Raw genomic sequence first — 18,087 nt, forward strand, 5'->3', positions numbered from 1 at the left:
AAGTGGTCAGTTGCATGATAAGATGGACAATCAAGAACTCAGCGTTCGTACAGGGTGAACAATCATGTTTAAACAGCTACAGGATATGGCGCTGTTTGCGCTGGTGGCTGAGATGGGAAGCTTTACTGCGGCGGCCCAGAAGGCTGAACTGCCGAAATCCAGCGTCAGCCAGCGCATTAGCCAGCTGGAGCAGCAGGTGGGGATCCGCCTGCTTAACCGCACGACGCGCAGAATAAGCCTGACGTTTGCGGGCGAGCACTATCTGGTGCACTGCCGCGAGATGCTGGCGGCCAGCGAGCGCGCGGAGTATGCCATTCAGCGCCTGCGAGAAAACCCCAGCGGACGGCTGAGGATCACCTGTCCGGCAGGGATTGGCGCGACGCTGCTGGCGCATATGAATGCCGAGTTCCAGCTTCGCTACCCTGACGTGTCGCTGGATGTATCAATCTCAGACGATGTGGTGGATCTGGTCGAGTCGGGCTTTGACGTGGCGCTGCGCACCGGCAAACCGCAGGATTCTTCCCTGATTGGTCGCATGATTGGGCACTGTCCGCGCTACATGCTGGCCTCGCCTGACTATCTGGCGCGTCGGGCGCCGTTAATCCATCCCCGACAGCTGGTGGATCACCGCTGCATTACGCACCGGGCATGGTCGGAGTGGCTTCTGCGAAGCGAGAGTGAGGATTACCGCTACCTGCCGGATAACGCCCACATGACGGATAACCTGGTGTACGCCCGAGAATGCGCCATTGCCGGGGCGGGGATCACGCTGTTACCCGCATTCCTGCTGGAAGATAAAATTGAAAAGGGCGCGCTGGTAAAGGTGCTACCGGAGTGGCGCGTTGAGGGGAACGATCTCTGGCTGGCCTATCCGAGCCGTAAGCTCAATTCGCCTGCGCTGATGAGCTATATCGACTTTGCGATGCAGTTTGATGAGGTGAAGCGGTATTACGTGGGCAAATAAAAAAGCCGGGTGGCGGCTTCGCCTTACCCGGCCTACACACTGTGCGGCCTGATGCCCTCACCCAGGCCCTCTCCCACGCGGAGAGGGAACAAACATAAAAAACGGCAACCGAAGTTGCCGTTTTGCTTTTATTTCGCAATACGCTTGTACTTAATACGCTTCGGCTCCAGCGCGTCTGCGCCCAGCGTGCGTTTCTTGTACTCTTCGTATTCGGTGAAGTTACCTTCGAAGAACTCCACTTTACCTTCGTCCTGGTAGTCCAGAATGTGGGTCGCGATACGGTCAAGGAACCAGCGGTCGTGCGAGATAACCATGGCGCAGCCCGGGAATTCCAGCAGGGCGTTTTCCAGCGCGCGCAGGGTTTCGATGTCCAGGTCGTTGGTAGGTTCGTCGAGCAGCAGAACGTTGCCGCCAACCTGAAGCAGCTTCGCCAGGTGCAGACGACCACGCTCACCGCCAGACAGCTCGCCCACGCGTTTGCCCTGGTCGGTGCCCTTGAAGTTAAAGCGGCCAACATAGGCGCGGCTTGGCATCTCGGTGTTGCCGATACGCATGATATCCAGACCGCCGGAGACTTCTTCCCACACGGTTTTGCTGTTGTCCATCGCGTCACGGAACTGGTCAACGGAGGCCAGCTTCACGGTCTCACCCAGGGTGATAGAGCCGCTGTCAGGCTGTTCCTGACCGGACATCATGCGGAACAGGGTGGATTTACCCGCGCCGTTCGGACCGATGATGCCGACGATAGCGCCTTTCGGTACGGAGAAGGTCAGATCGTCGATCAGCAGGCGGTCGCCGTATGACTTACGCAGGTTGGTCACTTCAACCACTTTATCCCCCAGACGTGCTCCAGGCGGGATAAACAGTTCGTTGGTTTCGTTACGCTTCTGGTATTCGGTGTTGTTCAGCTCTTCGAAGCGTGCCAGACGGGCTTTGCCCTTGGACTGACGGCCTTTCGCGCCCTGACGCACCCACTCCAGCTCTTTCTCAATAGATTTACGGCGCGCCGCTTCCTGAGACGCTTCCTGCGCCAGACGCTGATCTTTCTGCTCCAGCCAGGAAGAGTAGTTGCCTTCCCACGGAATCCCTTCACCGCGGTCCAGCTCCAGGATCCAGCCCGCCACGTTGTCGAGGAAGTAGCGGTCGTGGGTAATTGCCACCACGGTGCCTTCGAAGTCGTGCAGGAAGCGTTCCAGCCACGCCACGGATTCCGCATCCAGGTGGTTGGTCGGTTCGTCGAGCAGCAGCATGTCTGGTTTTTCCAGCAGCAGGCGGCACAGCGCCACGCGGCGGCGTTCACCACCGGAGAGATTCGCGATTTTCGCATCCCAGTCCGGCAGACGCAGGGCATCTGCCGCGCGCTCCAGCTGCACGTTCAGGTTGTGACCGTCGTGCGCCTGGATAATCTCTTCAAATTTGCCTTGCTGAGCGGCCAGTTTGTCGAAGTCCGCATCCGGCTCGGCGTATTTGGCATACACTTCATCCAGACCTTTCAGGGCGTTAACCACTTCGGATACCGCTTCTTCAACGGATTCACGCACGGTGTGTTCCGGGTTCAGCTGAGGTTCCTGCGGCAGGTAGCCGATCTTGATGCCAGGCTGCGGACGGGCTTCACCTTCGATGTCTGTATCGATGCCGGCCATGATGCGCAGCAGGGTGGACTTACCGGCACCGTTGAGACCCAGAACACCGATTTTTGCGCCCGGGAAAAAGCTCAGCGAGATATTTTTAAGAATATGACGTTTCGGCGGGACAACTTTGCCGACACGATGCATGGTATAAACGAATTGAGCCACGTTGGACTTCGCCTCTTTTATCGTGATGAGAATGAATTTCAGCCTCGAAGTGTAGCCTTTTTCACGCCCTAATCCCAGCCAGGAACGTCGGGAGTGTTAAAACGCGCAAGAAAGGTAAAAAAGTGTCCATGACGTGGCGCGTTGTGGGATGCCTGGTTAGCATAAGTTGAGGTAACTTTCACGTGGCAAGACGCTGCAACTGACGAAAAACAATGAGGAAGAGCTTGTGGAAAAAGCCAAACGGGTGGTCTGGCGTCTGCTGGCTGCCAGCGTATGCGTAATGGCGGTAAGCCAGGCGGTGCATGCCGATTCACTGGATGAACAACGTAACCGCTATGCCCAGATTAAGCAGGCATGGGACAACAAGCAGATGGATACCGTGCAGGCGCTGATGCCGACGCTGAAGGATTATCCGCTGTATCCGTATCTGGAGTATCGTCAGATCACTGATGATCTCATGAATCAACCGACCGTCACCGTAAATAACTTCATTCAGGCGAACCCGACACTGCCGCCTGCGCGTACCCTGAAGTCCCGGTTTGTGAACGAGCTGGCCCGTCGCGAAGACTGGCGCGGCCTGCTGGCTTTCAGCCCGGATAAGCCGGGCGCGACGGAAGCGCAGTGTAATTACTATTATGCGAAATGGGCGACCGGTCAGCAGGAGGAAGCCTGGACCGGCGCGAAAGAGCTGTGGTTGACGGGCAAAAGCCAGCCAAACGCCTGTGACCCGCTGTTCAGCGCCTGGCGCGCCTCGGGCAAGCAGGATCCGCTCTCTTACCTGGAACGTATTCGCCTGGCGATGAAGGCCGGAAACACCCGGCTGGTTACCGTGCTGGCGGGCCAGATGCCCGCGGATTATCAGACCATTGCCTCTGCCGTTATCAGTCTGGCAAACGATCCCAATACCGTGCTGACGTTTGCGCGTACCACCGGCGCGACCGATTTTACCCGCCAGATGGCGGCGGTGGCCTTTGCCAGCGTGGCGCGTGAGGATGTGGAAAACGCCCGGCTGATGATCCCGCAGCTGGTGCAGGCCCAGCAGCTTAATGACGATCAAACCCAGGAACTGCGCGATATTGTGGCATGGCGACTGATGGGAACAGATGTCACCGACGAACAGGCGCGCTGGCGTGACGACGCGGTAATGCGTTCAAACTCTGTCTCGCTGGTGGAGCGTCGCGTGCGCATGGCGCTGGGAACGGGCGATCGTCGTGGCCTCAATACCTGGCTGGCGCGCCTGCCGATGGATGCTAAAGAGAAAGATGAATGGCGTTACTGGCAGGCGGACCTGTTGCTGGAGCGTGGTCGTGAAGACGAAGCCAAAGCGATCCTCCACTCCCTGATGCAGCAGCGCGGCTTCTACCCGATGGCGGCGGCGCAGCGTTTGGGCGAGGAGTACACCCTGAAGATCGACAAAGCGCCAGCCAACGCGAACCCGGCGCTGACGCAGGGTCCGGAAATGGCGCGCGTGCGCGAGCTGATGTACTGGAATCTGGATAATACCGCGCGCAGCGAATGGGCCAACCTGGTCACCAGCCGTACCACCGACGAGAAGGCGCAGCTTGCCCGCTATGCGTTTGATAATCGCTGGTGGGATCTGAGCGTGCAGGCGACGATCGCCAGCAAGCTGTGGGATCATCTCGAAGAGCGTTTCCCGCTGGCTTATAAGGATCTGTTCGATCGCTACACCAGCGGCAAAGATATTCCGCAAAGCTACGCGATGGCCATTGCCCGTCAGGAAAGCGCCTGGAACCCGAAAGTGCGTTCACCGGTGGGGGCCAGCGGCCTGATGCAGATTATGCCGGGCACCGCGACGCACACGGTGAAGATGTTTAATATTCCAGGCTACAGCAGCCCGTCCCAGCTGCTGGATCCGGAGACCAACATCAACATCGGTACCAGCTACTTGCAGTACGTCTATCAGCAGTTCGGTAATAACCGCATCTTCGCGTCAGCGGCGTACAACGCCGGGCCAGGCCGCGTGCGGACATGGCTTGGTAACAGCGCAGGGCGACTCGACGCCGTGGCGTTCGTCGAGAGCATTCCGTTCTCGGAAACGCGCGGATATGTGAAGAACGTGCTGGCGTATGACGCCTACTATCGGCACTTCATGGGGGAGAAAGATGCCCTGATGAGCGATGCCGAGTGGCAGAGACGTTACTGATCGGCGCGGGTTGTGTTATGCTGTACTCGCTAATGAGTACAAGAGGCAGCATAACATGACCCAGCATTCCCCGTATTCCTCGGCCATGGCCGAACAGCGTCATCAGGAGTGGCTTCGTTTTGTGGAGTTGCTCCGCCAGTCTTACGACAAAGATCTGCATTTACCCTTGCTACAGCTGATGCTGACGCCAGACGAGCGTGAAGCGCTGGGTACACGGGTACGCATTATTGAGGAACTGCTGCGTGGCGAAATGAGCCAGCGTGAACTGAAAAACGAGCTGGGCGCGGGCATCGCGACGATTACCCGGGGTTCAAACAGCCTGAAGTCGGCGCCGGTTGAACTGCGTCAGTGGCTGGAAGCGGTATTGCTTAAAAACGCCGGATGACGGCTTCGCCTAATCCGGCCTACAAACTTAACGATAAATCGCGTTATGGAACGGACTTAACGCCAGAATAACGGCCTGGTGGTAAACGCTCGAACGGGTGAGCTTGCCCGCGGTAAAGACGCCAATCGCCCCCTCTTTACGACCAATCTCATCAATGCCGGTGTAGTGCGACATTACCGGCCCCAGCGCCTCACCCGCGCGGACTTTCTCCAGTATGACCTCCGGCAGCGGCAGCGTGGCTGAACGCGCTTCGCCGCGCTGCTCGCGGCTTTCGATGACAACCCAGCTGAAGGTCGCCCCTTCGTCGATACCTGCTTCAATCGCGACCCAGAAGTCAGCATCTGGCGCGGCGGCTTTTGCATTCGCCACGCGATTTCGTGCGCCAGCGCGTGTTTCCTCGCTGCCAAACGGCTGTTCCGGCACACCGCTCTCGACGCCGACGGCGTCAATATGGCAGGATCCTTCGCCGAAGATCTCTTCAAATGCCCTTAGAATTGCCTGAATTTTGGCAGGATTGGTGGTAGCAGAGACAACATGGTGCATAATTAAGCTCGATTTAAAAAATTCATCGCAGTATAACGGAAAAAAAGCATGTTACAGGTATACCTTGTTCGCCACGGTGAAACGCAGTGGAACGCCGAGCGACGTATTCAAGGCCAGTCAGACAGTCCTCTCACCGACAAAGGTGTGCAGCAAGCGTGGCAGGTGGCGGAGCGCGCCAGAACGCTGGGTATCACTCACGTCATCTCCAGTGATTTAGGCCGCACGCAGCAGACGGCACGCATCATCGCTGATGCCTGTGGCTGCGACGTGACCCTTGAACCGCGCCTGCGCGAGCTGGATATGGGCGTGCTGGAAAAACGCCCTATCGATACGCTGACGGAAACCGAAGAAGGCTGGCGTCGCACGCTGGTGAACGGCACTGAAGATGGTCGCATCCCTGAGGGGGAATCCATGCAGGAGCTGAGCGTGCGCATGCATGCCGCGCTGGCCGAGTGCTTGAAATTCCCGGCAGGTAGCCGACCGCTGCTGGTGAGCCACGGTATCGCGCTGGGTTGCCTGGTGAGTACCATTCTGGGGCTGCCGGCTTACGCCGAGCGCCGTTTGCGTCTGCGCAACTGTTCCATTTCCCGTATCGACTATCAGGAAAGTGCCTGGCTGGCATCGGGGTGGGTGGTTGAGATGGCAGGGGACATTTCGCATCTTGATGCCCCTGCACTGGATGAGTTGCAGCGTTAACGACGTACCGGAATCAGGAATTCCATCCGCAGATTGATAGGGCCTTCTTCCGGTTTTGCATCTTGCGCCGGATAGTAGCGCTCAATGTCCTGACCTTTACGGCGATTCAGATTCAGCATCGGCATGCAGGTCCCGTAAACGGTCAGGATGAACTCCTGAACGCCCGTTCCTAACCCTTCGTATGAGAACATCACATACTCGCCGCCTTCCAGCACGACAGGCTTCGAGCCATGAATGTAACCGTTCGCCATGTCAGGCGTCAGCGCCGTGGTATAGAACACTTCCTGCTCGTCGTCTTTTTCCTGGCTTGGATACGTTTCGTTCAGGCCATACAGAATCGGCGGGATCGCCGGAGCGTGGCTTAAAAATTCGCGCCAGAACTGAACGCGCATCTGATGGCGGAACTCGGAGATCTGCTCCAGGGAACAGGAGTAGCTCTGCGTGGTGCCGACCAGGTGCGTTTCCGGCAGGGTGATGATTTCATATTTTGGCATCGCAAACTCGCCCAGACGCAGCGGCGGACGCATACCAAAGGAGCTCCAGTCCGGCGAGCGGCGATAAAGCGCTGGCGTTAACGAGAACTGTTTTTTAAAGGCGCGAGTGAAGGTTTGCTGTGAATCGAAGCGATATTGCAGGGCAATATCCAGGATTGGTCGCGCGGTCAGGCGCAACGCGACAGCAGACTTTGATAAACGACGTGCGCGAATATAGGCACCGATAGCATGACCGGTGACATCCTTGAACATCCTTTGCAGATGCCACTTGGAATAGCCTGCTTTTGCCGCCACATTATCCAGTGACAAAGGCTGGTCGAGATGACCTTCCAGCCAGGTGAGCAGGTCGCGAATAATTCCAGCCTGATCCATATACTATCCTCATCCTTAAAACTGCCGCAGGTGCCTGTTTACAGGTTAGCGGATAATAGCATTTTTTGACGTTTTAGCATTCAGTGTTTTTTTTGCGCATAAATGCTTTTTGTGGTGATTTAAGTGCGGATATATTCTAATCCTGTGATCTTGCTACATTTTTATCTAACCTGTTGAATAATCGCTCAGCGTAATTTTTATGAATGGTAACAATATGAAATACAAGGTTTTAGTCTTTGCAGCACTGGCGCTGATGGCAGGGCGCGTGGCACAGGCGGAGCAAATTGGCTCCGTGGACACCGTGTTTAAAATGTTTGGGCCGGACCACAAAATTGTGGTGGAGGCCTTTGACGATCCGGACGTTAAAAACGTCACCTGCTATGTCAGCCGGGCGAAGACCGGCGGGATTAAAGGCGGCCTGGGGCTGGCTGAAGACACGTCTGACGCGGCCATCTCCTGTCAGCAGGTTGGTCCGGTGGAATTGAGTGACAAAATTAAAAACGGCAAAGCGCAGGGCGACGTTGTATTCCAGAAACGGACCTCGCTGGTGTTCAAAAAGCTACAGGTGGTCCGTTTTTATGACGCGAAGCGCAACACACTGGCTTATCTGGCTTATTCCGACAAAGTCGTGGAAGGCTCACCGAAAAACGCGATTAGCGCGGTGCCGATTATGCCGTGGCATTGATAAAAAAAACGGCGCAAAAGCGCCGTTTTTTACTGCGTGACGGGAGGATTACTCCTGGAGGTCACCGCAGAAACGATAGCCTTCACCATGGATCGTGGCGATGATTTCCGGCGTATCAGGCGTAGATTCGAAATGTTTACGAATACGACGGATGGTTACGTCAACGGTACGATCGTGTGGCTTCAACTCACGACCGGTCATTTTCTTCAGCAGTTCTGCACGGGACTGGATCTTACCCGGGTTTTCGCAGAAGTGCAGCATCGCGCGGAATTCACTGCGCGGCAGTTTGTACTGCTCACCGTTCGGGCTAATCAGCGAACGGCTATTGATATCAAGTTCCCAGCCGTTGAATTTGTAGCTGTCGACGCTACGACGCTCTTCACTGACCGTACCCAGATTCATGGTGCGGGACAGCAGGTTGCGTGCACGAATGGTTAACTCGCGAGGGTTGAACGGCTTGGTGATGTAGTCATCCGCGCCGATTTCCAGACCAAGAATTTTATCAACCTCGTTGTCACGGCCTGTCAGGAACATCAACGCGACGTTCGCCTGTTCACGCAGTTCGCGCGCCAGAAGAAGCCCGTTTTTGCCCGGCAGATTGATATCCATAATCACCAGGTTGATATCATTTTCAGAAAGGATCTGATGCATCTCTGCGCCATCGGTCGCTTCAAAGACATCGTAGCCTTCTGCTTCGAAAATGCTCTTTAACGTGTTGCGTGTTACCAACTCGTCTTCAACGATAAGAATGTGCGGGGTCTGCATGTTTGCTACCTAAATTGCCAACTAAATCGAAACAGGAAGTACAAAAGTCCCTGACCTGCCTGATGCATGTCGCAAATTAACATGATCGGCTTAACGTGACTAAAGTACGTAATTGCGTTCTTGATGCACTTTCCATCAACGTCAACAACATCATTAGCTTGGTCGTGGGTACTTTCCCTTTGGACCCGACAGTGTCAAAAACGGCTGTCATCCTAACCATTTTAACAGCAACATAACAGGCTAAGTGACACCGGACACCCAATAAAACTACGCTTCGTTGACATATATCAAGTTCAATTGTAGCACGTTAACAGTTTGATGAAATCATCGTAGCTGAATGCTAGCCTTTGTCACAATTTTTCAATAAACCAACTAGTTGCGGACATTGATTGATAAACGGTACGAATCCAATCGGAAAAGAGTATTCATAAGGTCATTATCATTACAAAACATAAGGATAATGGACTTCTGTTAACATTCTAACTGATTGTTCAGCCACAAAATAGTTTAGCTTTTTTTAATTGTTATGAAACGCTATTTCGGTGATTTGTGTTGCAAAATTGTAAATTCGTGCTGCGTAATATGTTGAAGTGAATCACATTTTTACCTGCTAACTGATTAAAAAGAGAGCATAAATGCATCTGTCGATTGTGCTGGTGGCACCAGCAAGAGCTGAAAATATTGGCGCTGCGGCGCGTGCCATGAAGACCATGGGTTTTACCGATTTGCGTATCGTAGACAGCGCGGCGCATCTGGAGCCTGCTGCGCGATGGGTGGCGCACGGTTCGGGTGATATTCTCGATAATATAACCACTTACGCTACGCTCGCTGAGGCGCTGCACGATATTTCGTTTACCGTCGCGACGACCGCGCGCAGCCGGGCGAAGTTTCATTATTACGCCACGCCTGCTGAACTGGTGCCACTACTGGAAGAAAAAAGCCAGTGGCTGGAGAAAGCCGCGCTGGTGTTTGGGCGAGAAGATTCCGGGCTAACTAACGAAGAACTGGAACTGGCTGACGTCCTGACGGGCGCGCCGATGGTGGCGGATTATCCGTCACTCAATCTGGGGCAGGCGGTGATGGTGTACTGCTATCAATTAGCATCCTTAATACAAATTTCTCAGCCGCCAGCGTCAGTAACGGATGAAAACCAGCTGGCGGCGCTGCGTATTCGTGCAGATAAGCTTCTCGAGCAACTGGGCGTCGCTGACGATCAAAAAATGGTGGACTGGTTACAGCAGCGCCTGGGGCGTCTTGAACAGCGCGACACGGCAATGCTGCACCGATTGCTTCATGATATTGAAAAAAAATTAGCCGAGTAAAATAGTGTCATAGGTTTTTATTATGGCCGATCCTGCTGATGTCTGGGGTTGCATCTGGGGTATTCCGATGAAAATAAATCTGCACGCAGCGGGACGTGAGAATGTCCCGAATTGTGATCAAATTAAAAATTCATTGACTTAAGGTGTCCGATCCTTTAACCCTAAAAGAATAGAGCACAGACAGATAATAATGACAGAGTACACAACATCCATGAAACGCATCAGCATCACCACCATTACTACAACCATCATCATTACCACAGGTAACGATGCGGGCTGACGCGTACAGGAAAAACAGAAAAAAGCCCGCACCTGAACAGTGCGGGCTTTTTTTTCGGCTAAAGGAAATGAGGTAGAACCATGCGAGTGTTGAAGTTCGGCGGTACATCAGTGGCAAATGCAGAGCGTTTTCTGCGTGTTGCCCATATCCTGGAAAGTAACGCCAGGCAGGGGCAGGTTGCTACCGTGCTCTCTGCCCCGGCAAAAATCACGAACCACCTGGTGGCGATGATTGAAAAAACCATCGGTGGCCAGGATGCACTTCCGAACATCAGCGACGCCGAACGTATCTTCGCTGAACTGCTTCAGGGGCTGGCAGACGCCCAGCCTGGCTTCCCGCTGGCGCAGCTGAAAAGCACCGTGGAACTCGAATTTGCCCAGATTAAACACGTCCTTCACGGTATCAGCCTGCTGGGTCAATGCCCGGACAGCATCAACGCGGCGCTGATTTGCCGGGGTGAAAAACTCTCTATCGCCATCATGGCGGGCGTGCTGGAAGCGCGCGGTCACCACGTGACGGTCATCGATCCGGTTGAAAAACTGCTGGCTGTGGGACACTACCTTGAATCCACCGTCGACATTGCCGAGTCGACACGCCGCATTGCGGCGAGCAAAATCCCGTCTGACCACATGATCCTGATGGCAGGCTTCACCGCCGGTAACGAGAAGGGCGAACTGGTGGTGCTGGGGCGTAACGGCTCTGACTACTCCGCTGCCGTGCTGGCGGCCTGTTTACGTGCAGACTGTTGTGAGATCTGGACTGACGTTGATGGTGTATATACCTGTGACCCGCGCCAGGTGCCGGACGCCAGGCTGTTGAAGTCGATGTCGTACCAGGAAGCGATGGAGCTTTCCTACTTCGGCGCCAAAGTGCTTCACCCACGTACCATCTCCCCGATTGCCCAGTTCCAGATCCCTTGCCTGATTAAAAACACCGGTAATCCGCAGGCGCCGGGTACGCTGATTGGCGCCAGCGCTGATGAAGATGACCTGCCGGTAAAAGGCATTTCGAACCTTAATAACATGGCGATGTTCAGCGTCTCTGGCCCGGGTATGAAAGGTATGGTTGGCATGGCGGCACGCGTATTTGCGGCCATGTCCCGTAACGGGATCTCCGTGGTGCTGATCACGCAGTCTTCTTCTGAATACAGCATCAGCTTCTGCGTCCCGCAGGGCGATTGCCTGCGCGCCCGTCGCGCGCTGGAAGAAGAGTTCTACCTGGAGCTGAAAGAAGAGCTGCTTGAGCCGCTCTCGATTCAGGAGCGTCTGGCCGTGATCTCCGTGGTAGGCGACGGCATGCGCACCCTGCGCGGAATCTCCGCCAAATTCTTTGCCGCCCTGGCGCGGGCCAATATCAATATCGTGGCGATTGCCCAGGGCTCATCAGAGCGTTCAATTTCCGTTGTCGTGGATAACGATGACGCCACTACCGGCGTGCGCGTGGTGCATCAGATGCTGTTCAACACCGACCAGGTGATTGAGCTGTTCCTGGTGGGCGTCGGCGGCGTCGGCGGCGCGCTGCTGGAGCAGGTAAAGCGCCAGCAGGAGTGGCTTAAGAAGAAACATATCGATTTGCGCGTCTGCGGAATTGCGAACTCGAAAGCGTTGCTGACTAACGTCCACGGTCTGAACCTGGAAAACTGGCAGGCGGAACTGGAAGAGGCGAAAGAGCCGTTCAACCTGGGTCGTCTGATCCGTCTGGTGAAAGAGTATCACCTGCTTAACCCGGTGATCGTCGACTGTACCTCCAGCCAGGCTGTGGCCGATCAGTACGCGGATTTCCTGCGCGAAGGTTTCCATGTGGTGACGCCGAACAAAAAGGCCAACACCTCGTCGATGGATTACTATCACCAGCTGCGTCTGGCGGCGAGCAAGTCGCGCCGCAAGTTTCTGTATGACACCAACGTGGGCGCAGGCCTGCCGGTCATCGAGAACCTGCAAAACCTGCTGAACGCGGGCGACGAACTACAGCGTTTCTCCGGCATCCTCTCCGGCTCCCTGTCGTTTATCTTCGGCAAGCTGGACGAAGGGATGAGCCTGTCGGAAGCCACCCGCGCCGCGCGCGAGCTGGGCTACACCGAGCCGGATCCGCGCGACGACCTCTCCGGTATGGATGTGGCGCGTAAGCTGCTGATCCTGGTGCGCGAAACCGGCCGCGAGCTGGAGCTTTCGGATATCGTGATTGAGCCGGTGCTGCCAGCAGAATTTGATGACAGCGGCGACGTCAGCGCTTTTATGGCCAGGTTGCCGCAGCTTGACGACGCCTTTGCCGCCCGCGTTGCGAAAGCCCGTGATGAAGGTAAGGTATTGCGCTATGTTGGCAATATTGAAGAAGACGGCGTCTGCCGCGTGAAGATTGCCGAAGTGGATGGCAACGATCCGCTGTACAAGGTGAAAAACGGCGAGAACGCCCTGGCGTTCTACAGCCATTATTATCAGCCACTGCCGCTGGTACTTCGCGGCTATGGCGCAGGGAATGATGTGACGGCGGCGGGCGTGTTTGCCGATCTGCTGCGTACCCTGTCATGGAAGTTAGGAGTTTAAGATGGTTAAAGTATATGCCCCGGCTTCCAGCGCCAATATGAGCGTCGGATTTGACGTGCTGGGCGCGGCGGTTACGCCGGTGGATGGTTCGCTGCTGGGCGATACGGTAACGGTTGAGGCGGCAGAGCGCTTCAGCCTGAATAACGTCGGCCGTTTTGCCAGCAAGCTGCCGCCTGAACCGCGTGAGAATATCGTTTATCAGTGCTGGGAACGCTTCTGTCAGGAGATTGGTAAAAACGTGCCGGTCGCCATGACGCTGGAAAAGAGCATGCCGATTGGTTCGGGACTCGGCTCCAGCGCCTGCTCGGTGGTCGCCGCGCTGGTGGCGATGAATGAGCACTGCGGCAAGCCGCTGAACAACAGCCGCTTGCTGGCGCTGATGGGCGAGCTGGAAGGGCGCATCTCCGGCAGCATTCATTATGATAACGTGGCGCCGTGCTTCCTTGGCGGCATGCAGCTGATGATTGAAGAAAATGGCATCATCAGCCAGCAGGTGCCAGGGTTTGATGAGTGGCTGTGGGTGCTTGCCTATCCGGGCATTAAGGTTTCTACCGCCGAAGCGCGTGCGATCCTGCCGGCGCAGTATCGTCGTCAGGACTGTATCGCCCACGGGCGTCATCTGGCGGGCTTTATTCATGCCTGCTATACCCGACAGCCGCAGCTGGCGGCGAAACTGATGAAAGACGTTATTGCCGAGCCGTATCGCACGAAGCTGCTGCCGGGCTTTAACGAAGCGCGACAGGCATCCATGGATATCGGCGCACAGGCGTGCGGCATCTCCGGCTCCGGCCCGACGCTGTTCGCCTTATGCGACAAGCCAGACACCGCGCAGCGCGTGGCGGACTGGCTCTCTAAACACTACCTGCAAAATCAGGAAGGCTTTGTTCATATTTGCCGTCTGGACACGGCTGGCGCACGAGTACTGGGATAACGAATGAAACTCTACAACCTTAAAGATCATAACGAGCAGGTCAGCTTTTCGCAGGCGGTAACGCAGGGTTTGGGCAAAAATCAGGGGCTATTTTTCCCCCACGACCTGCCGGAATTTCAACTGACTGAAATCGATGAACTGCTTAAGCAGGACTTTGTCACCCGCAGCACCAAAATTCTGTCTGCGTTTATTGGTGACGAAATCCCGCAGGAGCTGCTCGAAGAGCGCGTGCGCGCGGCGTTTGCTTTCCCGGCCCCGGTGAAGCAGGTGGAGCCTGACGTTGGCTGTCTGGAGCTGTTCCACGGCCCGACGCTGGCGTTCAAAGATTTCGGCGGTCGCTTCATGGCGCAGATGCTGACCCACATCAGCGGCGACAAACCGGTGACCATCCTGACCGCGACCTCAGGTGATACCGGTGCGGCGGTGGCTCATGCGTTCTACGGCCTGAAAAACGTCCGCGTGGTGATCCTCTATCCGAAAGGCAAAATCAGCCCGCTTCAGGAAAAACTGTTCTGCACTCTTGGGGGCAACATTGAAACCGTGGCGATCGACGGCGATTTCGATGCCTGCCAGGCGCTGGTGAAGCAGGCCTTTGATGACGAAGAGCTGAAGGCGGCGCTGGGGCTGAACTCTGCCAACTCCATCAACATCAGCCGTCTGCTGGCGCAGATCTGCTACTACTTCGAAGCGGTGGCCCAGCTGCCGCAGGACGCGCGCAATCAGCTGGTAGTTTCCGTGCCAAGCGGGAACTTCGGCGATCTAACGGCGGGCCTGCTGGCGAAATCACTCGGCCTGCCGGTGAAGCGCTTTATCGCCGCTACCAACGCCAACGACACCGTGCCGCGTTTCCTGAAGGACGGAAAATGGGCGCCGAACGCGACGCAGGCCACGCTCTCCAATGCGATGGATGTGTCACAGCCTAACAACTGGCCGCGTGTGGAAGAGCTGTTCCGCCGTAAGGTCTGGCGTCTGGGCGACCTGGGCTACGCAGCGGTGACGGACGAAACCACGAAAGCCACCATGCGCGAGCTGAAAGCGGTGGGCTATACCTCTGAGCCGCACGCGGCGATTGCCTATCGTGCCCTGCGCGATCAGCTTCAACCGGGTGAGTATGGCCTGTTCCTCGGTACCGCCCATCCGGCCAAGTTCAAAGAGAGCGTGGAAGCGATCCTGGGTGAAACGCTGCCGCTGCCAAAAGAGCTGGCCGAGCGCGCCGACCTGCCGTTGCTGTCCCATGAGCTGCCCGCAGACTTTGCCGCACTGCGTAAGCTGATGATGACCCGAGCGTGAGTTTATTGCCCGGTGGCGGCTACGCCTTACCGGGCCTGGAACATTTCAGAAAGTAGGCCGGGTAAGGCGAAGCCGCCACCCGGCTTTTTTATGGAGAAAATAAGGAGAAAAACAGCAGGAAAAAAGCAGAAATTCCCAATAAATGCGGTCACTTAGGGTTTAGGATTGCAGAGAATAACATCCACCGTTCCCATCACGTACTCTCCTTACATCGGCCCACGTTGGGCAAGAAGAATAAGGAGTCACCTATGTCTACACTGAAACCTGCACTTATCGCGCTTTCACTGATGCTGGTCGCTCCCATGGCGGTGCAGGCAGCTGAGATCACCCTCGTCCCTGCGGTAAAACTGCAAATTGGCGATCGGGATAATAACGGACACTACTGGGATGGCGGCCGCTGGCGCGACCATGACTGGTGGAAAGCGCACTATGACTGGCGCGATAACCACTGGCGTCCGCACGATGAACATCGCGATCGTCACGATCATCACCGTCATGACGATCATCGCCCGGGGCCGGACCGGAAGCACCATTAATACAAACCCCGCCAGCTGGCGGGGTTGTCTTTTATTGCTCGTGACGCTTAAACACCAGCTCGTTTTTTCCTGACGATGCCTCGTCGAAGAAATACCCTTCACTGTTAAAGCCAGTGAGCTGCTCTGGCTTCGTCAGGCGGTTTTGAATGATGAAGCGGCTCATCAGACCGCGCGCTTTTTTGGCGTAGAAGCTGATCACTTTAAATTTGCCGTTTTTCTCGTCGAGGAACACCGGCTTGATAATGTCCGCATCCAGCTTTTTCGGCTTCACCGATTTGAAGTACTCATCGGAGGCCAGGTTGATCACCACGTTGTTCCCCTGGGCTTGCAGCGCCGCGTTAAGCTTATCGGTAATGACATCGCCCCAGAACTGGTACAGATCTTTGCCTTTGGCATTTTCCAGGCGGATACCCATCTCCAGACGATACGGCTGCATCAGATCCAGCGGGCGCAGCACCCCGTACAAGCCGGATAACATGCGCAGATGCTGCTGGGCAAAATCGAAATCGGCTTCGCTAAACGTTTCTGCTTGCAGGCCAGTGTAGACGTCACCTTTGAAGGCCAACAGCGCCTGGCGGGCGTTAGCGGGCGTGAAGTCAGGCTGCCACTCGTGAAAACGGGTGGCGTTCAGGTCGGCGAGTTTATCACTGATGCTCATCAGCGAAGCGATTTGCGGAGCCGAAAGCTTACGCGCCTCGTGGATCAGCTGTTGCGAGTAGTCCAGCAATTCCGGCTGGGTATAACGCTCAGTGGCGAGCGGGCTTTGGTAGTCGAGCGTTTTGGCAGGTGAAATCAGAATCAGCATATCCAGTCCTTGCAGGAAATTTAGAGCGACTTTAACAAAAAATCGCCCTGAATTGATCGATAGCTGTTATTGCCGCGGCAAATCATCCCAGGTGCCAGGGGCAATTTGTGATTCGATTTCGGGATAGCGTGAGGCGTCAAAAACGGGCTGTACGCCGAGCTTGCGCTGACGCAGATAATCGCGCGCGATCAGCGCCACAACCGGTGAAAGAAGCAAAATTGCCGTCAAATTGGTGATGGCCATCAGCGCCATAATGACATCCGCCAGTTGCCAGATCATCGGCATGCTGAGCAGGCAACCGACAAATACCATCGCCAGCACACCCGCGCGAAGGATGTTGCGGGCCAGACGCGAGTCAACTTTCAGGAAAATAAGGTTGTTCTCGGCATAGATATAGTTCACCACAATAGAACTGAAGGCAAAAAGCCCCACGACAAGGGCGACAAGGCCTGCGCCCCAACCGCCGACGAGGGAGACCAGCGCCTGTTGTACCCAGTGAATGCCTGCTGTACTGCCGGATGGATGTTCAACGGCGCCGGACAGCAACATTATCATCGCACTGGCGGAGCAGATAACAATGGTGTCTGTGAAGACGCCAATCATCTGTACAATGCCCTGCGCGGCGGGATGCGGGGGCCAGGATGCGGCCGCTGCGGCGGCATTCGGCGTGGAGCCCATTCCCGCCTCGTTGGAGAACATGCCTCGCTGAAAACCCGCAGTGAGAGCCTGGCTAAGGGTGTAACCCAGCGCGCCGGAAGCCGCTTCGCGCCAGCCGAACGCGTTTTGGAAAATGGTGACGATGACGTTCGGCACTTCGTCGATATGTATCGCGCATACCAACAGGCTGGTTGACACCCACAGCAGCGCCATCAGCGGAACCAGCCACTGCATCAGGCGGGCAACCCCTCTCAGCCCGGTCACAATGGTCAGCAGGGTGAGAAGGGCAAGCGCGCTGCCCGTCAGCCACTCCGGACAATTAAAGGCAAAGCGCAGCGCGTGGGCGACGGAATTTGCCTGAACGGTATTGAAAATAAGACCATAGGCTATTAGTAAAAAGATTGAGAACAGGACGCCCATCCAGCGCATTCCCAGTCCGCGAGCCATATACCAGGCGGGACCGCCGCGAAACTGACCGTTGCCGTCTTTTTCTTTGTAGAGCTGCGCAAGCGAGCATTCAGCAAAGGAGGTGGCCATACCGATAATCGCCGTCACCCACATCCAGAATACCGCGCCCGGACCGCCCGCGTCGATTGCCAGCGCGACACCGGCCAGGTTACCGCTGCCGACGCGCGCGGCCAGGCTGGTACAGAGCGCCTGAAACGAGGTCAGGCCGCCCGGCTGTGGTGTGACGCTGTTTTTCAGACTTCTGCCAAATTTGCGAATATAGCGAAACTGAATCAGTCCGCTGCGCCACGTAAACCAGATACCTGCTCCTGAAAGCAGGTATATCATGATAGAACCCCAGAGGACTTCGTTAATAAAGAAAAAGAAATCAGGCACTAACGTCCCTCTTGTT

The 18,087-nt window shown here is 55.9% G+C and carries 18 protein-coding genes and 1 other annotated feature; of the genes, 12 read left to right on the plus strand and 6 right to left on the minus strand.

Translation table 11 applies throughout. The annotated features are described in order from the left end of the window. Positions 1-64: 64 nt before the first annotated feature. Entirely contained in the window at positions 65-964 is a 900-nt protein-coding gene (locus INF86_RS17380; RefSeq protein ID WP_022646992.1) for a LysR family transcriptional regulator, read from the plus strand. Positions 965-1,092: 128 nt separating this feature from the next. Here INF86_RS17380 and ettA read toward each other — a convergent pair whose 3' ends face one another. Continuing rightward, positions 1,093-2,760, minus strand: a complete 1,668-nt coding sequence (ettA, locus tag INF86_RS17385) for an energy-dependent translational throttle protein EttA (RefSeq protein ID WP_014882470.1) — start codon at positions 2,758-2,760, stop codon at positions 1,093-1,095. Positions 2,761-2,986: 226 nt separating this feature from the next. On the opposite strand from ettA, the gene sltY reads away from it, so the two are divergent. Next, entirely contained in the window at positions 2,987-4,924 is a 1,938-nt protein-coding gene (gene sltY, locus INF86_RS17390) for a murein transglycosylase (protein ID WP_193543755.1), read from the plus strand. Between the two features lie 55 nt (positions 4,925-4,979). Next, positions 4,980-5,309 (plus strand): trp operon repressor, encoded by a 330-nt coding sequence (gene trpR / locus INF86_RS17395; RefSeq protein ID WP_003856511.1) that lies wholly within the window; start codon positions 4,980-4,982, stop codon positions 5,307-5,309. 27 nt (positions 5,310-5,336) lie between these two features. Here trpR and yjjX read toward each other — a convergent pair whose 3' ends face one another. Next, entirely contained in the window at positions 5,337-5,852 is a 516-nt protein-coding gene (gene yjjX, locus INF86_RS17400; protein WP_022646994.1) for an inosine/xanthosine triphosphatase, read from the minus strand. Positions 5,853-5,900: 48 nt separating this feature from the next. Here yjjX and gpmB point away from each other — a divergent pair, with 48 nt between their 5' ends. After that, positions 5,901-6,548 (plus strand): 2,3-diphosphoglycerate-dependent phosphoglycerate mutase GpmB, encoded by a 648-nt coding sequence (gene gpmB, locus INF86_RS17405; protein WP_193543756.1) that lies wholly within the window; start codon positions 5,901-5,903, stop codon positions 6,546-6,548. Here gpmB and robA read toward each other — a convergent pair. Then, positions 6,545-7,414, minus strand: coding sequence for an MDR efflux pump AcrAB transcriptional activator RobA (robA, locus tag INF86_RS17410; RefSeq protein WP_022646995.1), 870 nt, complete (start codon positions 7,412-7,414; stop codon positions 6,545-6,547). The two genes, gpmB and robA, sit on opposite strands and share 4 nt — an antisense overlap. Before the next feature lie 214 nt (positions 7,415-7,628). Here robA and creA point away from each other — a divergent pair, with 214 nt between their 5' ends. Continuing rightward, the gene (gene creA, locus INF86_RS17415) at positions 7,629-8,099 is read left to right on the plus strand and encodes a protein CreA (protein WP_003856503.1); all 471 of its coding nucleotides are present in this window, start codon (positions 7,629-7,631) and stop codon (positions 8,097-8,099) included. Between the two features lie 48 nt (positions 8,100-8,147). On the opposite strand, the gene arcA is transcribed toward creA, so the two are convergent. Next, complete coding sequence (gene arcA / locus INF86_RS17420) at positions 8,148-8,864, minus strand: two-component system response regulator ArcA (protein ID WP_003856501.1); 717 nt, start codon at positions 8,862-8,864, stop codon at positions 8,148-8,150. 95 nt (positions 8,865-8,959) lie between these two features. On the opposite strand from arcA, the gene yjjY reads away from it, so the two are divergent. From yjjY to INF86_RS17455, 7 genes are all read left to right on the plus strand, one after another. Continuing rightward, on the plus strand, positions 8,960-9,100 hold the full coding sequence (gene yjjY, locus INF86_RS17425) for a protein YjjY (protein ID WP_001541509.1): 141 nt from the start codon (positions 8,960-8,962) through the stop codon (positions 9,098-9,100). Positions 9,101-9,499: 399 nt separating this feature from the next. Beyond that, a complete protein-coding gene (locus tag INF86_RS17430) occupies positions 9,500-10,186 on the plus strand; it encodes a tRNA/rRNA methyltransferase (protein ID WP_038415292.1) in 687 nt (228 codons plus the stop codon). Between the two features lie 211 nt (positions 10,187-10,397). Next, the gene (gene thrL / locus INF86_RS17435) at positions 10,398-10,466 is read left to right on the plus strand and encodes a thr operon leader peptide (RefSeq protein ID WP_015572623.1); all 69 of its coding nucleotides are present in this window, start codon (positions 10,398-10,400) and stop codon (positions 10,464-10,466) included. Further along, positions 10,405-10,522: a sequence feature (Thr leader region), on the plus strand. Its footprint overlaps the gene before it by 62 nt. A 24-nt stretch (positions 10,523-10,546) precedes the next feature. Next, complete coding sequence (gene thrA, locus INF86_RS17440) at positions 10,547-13,009, plus strand: bifunctional aspartate kinase/homoserine dehydrogenase I (RefSeq protein ID WP_193543757.1); 2,463 nt, start codon at positions 10,547-10,549, stop codon at positions 13,007-13,009. Between the two features lies 1 nt (position 13,010). After that, complete coding sequence (gene thrB / locus INF86_RS17445; protein ID WP_023299286.1) at positions 13,011-13,940, plus strand: homoserine kinase; 930 nt, start codon at positions 13,011-13,013, stop codon at positions 13,938-13,940. A gap of 3 nt (positions 13,941-13,943) precedes the next feature. Beyond that, entirely contained in the window at positions 13,944-15,230 is a 1,287-nt protein-coding gene (thrC, locus tag INF86_RS17450) for a threonine synthase (protein ID WP_048966497.1), read from the plus strand. Between the two features lie 248 nt (positions 15,231-15,478). Continuing rightward, positions 15,479-15,766, plus strand: coding sequence for a DUF2502 domain-containing protein (locus tag INF86_RS17455; RefSeq protein WP_022646999.1), 288 nt, complete (start codon positions 15,479-15,481; stop codon positions 15,764-15,766). Between the two features lie 31 nt (positions 15,767-15,797). Here the strand turns inward: INF86_RS17455 and yaaA are convergent, their stop codons facing one another. Both yaaA and INF86_RS17465 read right to left on the minus strand, forming a co-directional pair. Continuing rightward, on the minus strand, positions 15,798-16,571 hold the full coding sequence (gene yaaA, locus INF86_RS17460) for a peroxide stress protein YaaA (RefSeq protein ID WP_180256652.1): 774 nt from the start codon (positions 16,569-16,571) through the stop codon (positions 15,798-15,800). A 66-nt stretch (positions 16,572-16,637) separates the two neighbouring features. Further along, positions 16,638-18,071, minus strand: coding sequence for a sodium:alanine symporter family protein (locus tag INF86_RS17465; protein ID WP_193543758.1), 1,434 nt, complete (start codon positions 18,069-18,071; stop codon positions 16,638-16,640). Between the last annotated feature and the right edge of the window lie 16 nt (positions 18,072-18,087).

This window comes from Enterobacter cloacae complex sp. I1M, assembly GCF_014982425.1.
In the GTDB taxonomy this organism is placed as follows: Bacteria; Pseudomonadota; Gammaproteobacteria; order Enterobacterales; family Enterobacteriaceae; genus Enterobacter; species Enterobacter intestinihominis.

Bases quoted from the DNA above. Each gene is read 5' to 3' on its own strand.
- INF86_RS17455 (WP_022646999.1), top strand. From the start codon at position 15,479: ATGTCTACACTGAAACCTGCACTTATCGCGCTTTCACTGATGCTGGTC.
- thrC (WP_048966497.1), top strand. From the start codon at position 13,944: ATGAAACTCTACAACCTTAAAGATCATAACGAGCAGGTCAGCTTTTCG.
- yjjX (WP_022646994.1), bottom strand. From the start codon at position 5,852: ATGCACCATGTTGTCTCTGCTACCACCAATCCTGCCAAAATTCAGGCA.
- trpR (WP_003856511.1), top strand. From the start codon at position 4,980: ATGACCCAGCATTCCCCGTATTCCTCGGCCATGGCCGAACAGCGTCAT.
- thrB (WP_023299286.1), top strand. From the start codon at position 13,011: ATGGTTAAAGTATATGCCCCGGCTTCCAGCGCCAATATGAGCGTCGGA.
- creA (WP_003856503.1), top strand. From the start codon at position 7,629: ATGAAATACAAGGTTTTAGTCTTTGCAGCACTGGCGCTGATGGCAGGG.
- INF86_RS17430 (WP_038415292.1), top strand. From the start codon at position 9,500: ATGCATCTGTCGATTGTGCTGGTGGCACCAGCAAGAGCTGAAAATATT.
- arcA (WP_003856501.1), bottom strand. From the start codon at position 8,864: ATGCAGACCCCGCACATTCTTATCGTTGAAGACGAGTTGGTAACACGC.
- yaaA (WP_180256652.1), bottom strand. From the start codon at position 16,571: ATGCTGATTCTGATTTCACCTGCCAAAACGCTCGACTACCAAAGCCCG.
- gpmB (WP_193543756.1), top strand. From the start codon at position 5,901: ATGTTACAGGTATACCTTGTTCGCCACGGTGAAACGCAGTGGAACGCC.
- INF86_RS17380 (WP_022646992.1), top strand. From the start codon at position 65: ATGTTTAAACAGCTACAGGATATGGCGCTGTTTGCGCTGGTGGCTGAG.
- thrA (WP_193543757.1), top strand. From the start codon at position 10,547: ATGCGAGTGTTGAAGTTCGGCGGTACATCAGTGGCAAATGCAGAGCGT.
- robA (WP_022646995.1), bottom strand. From the start codon at position 7,414: ATGGATCAGGCTGGAATTATTCGCGACCTGCTCACCTGGCTGGAAGGT.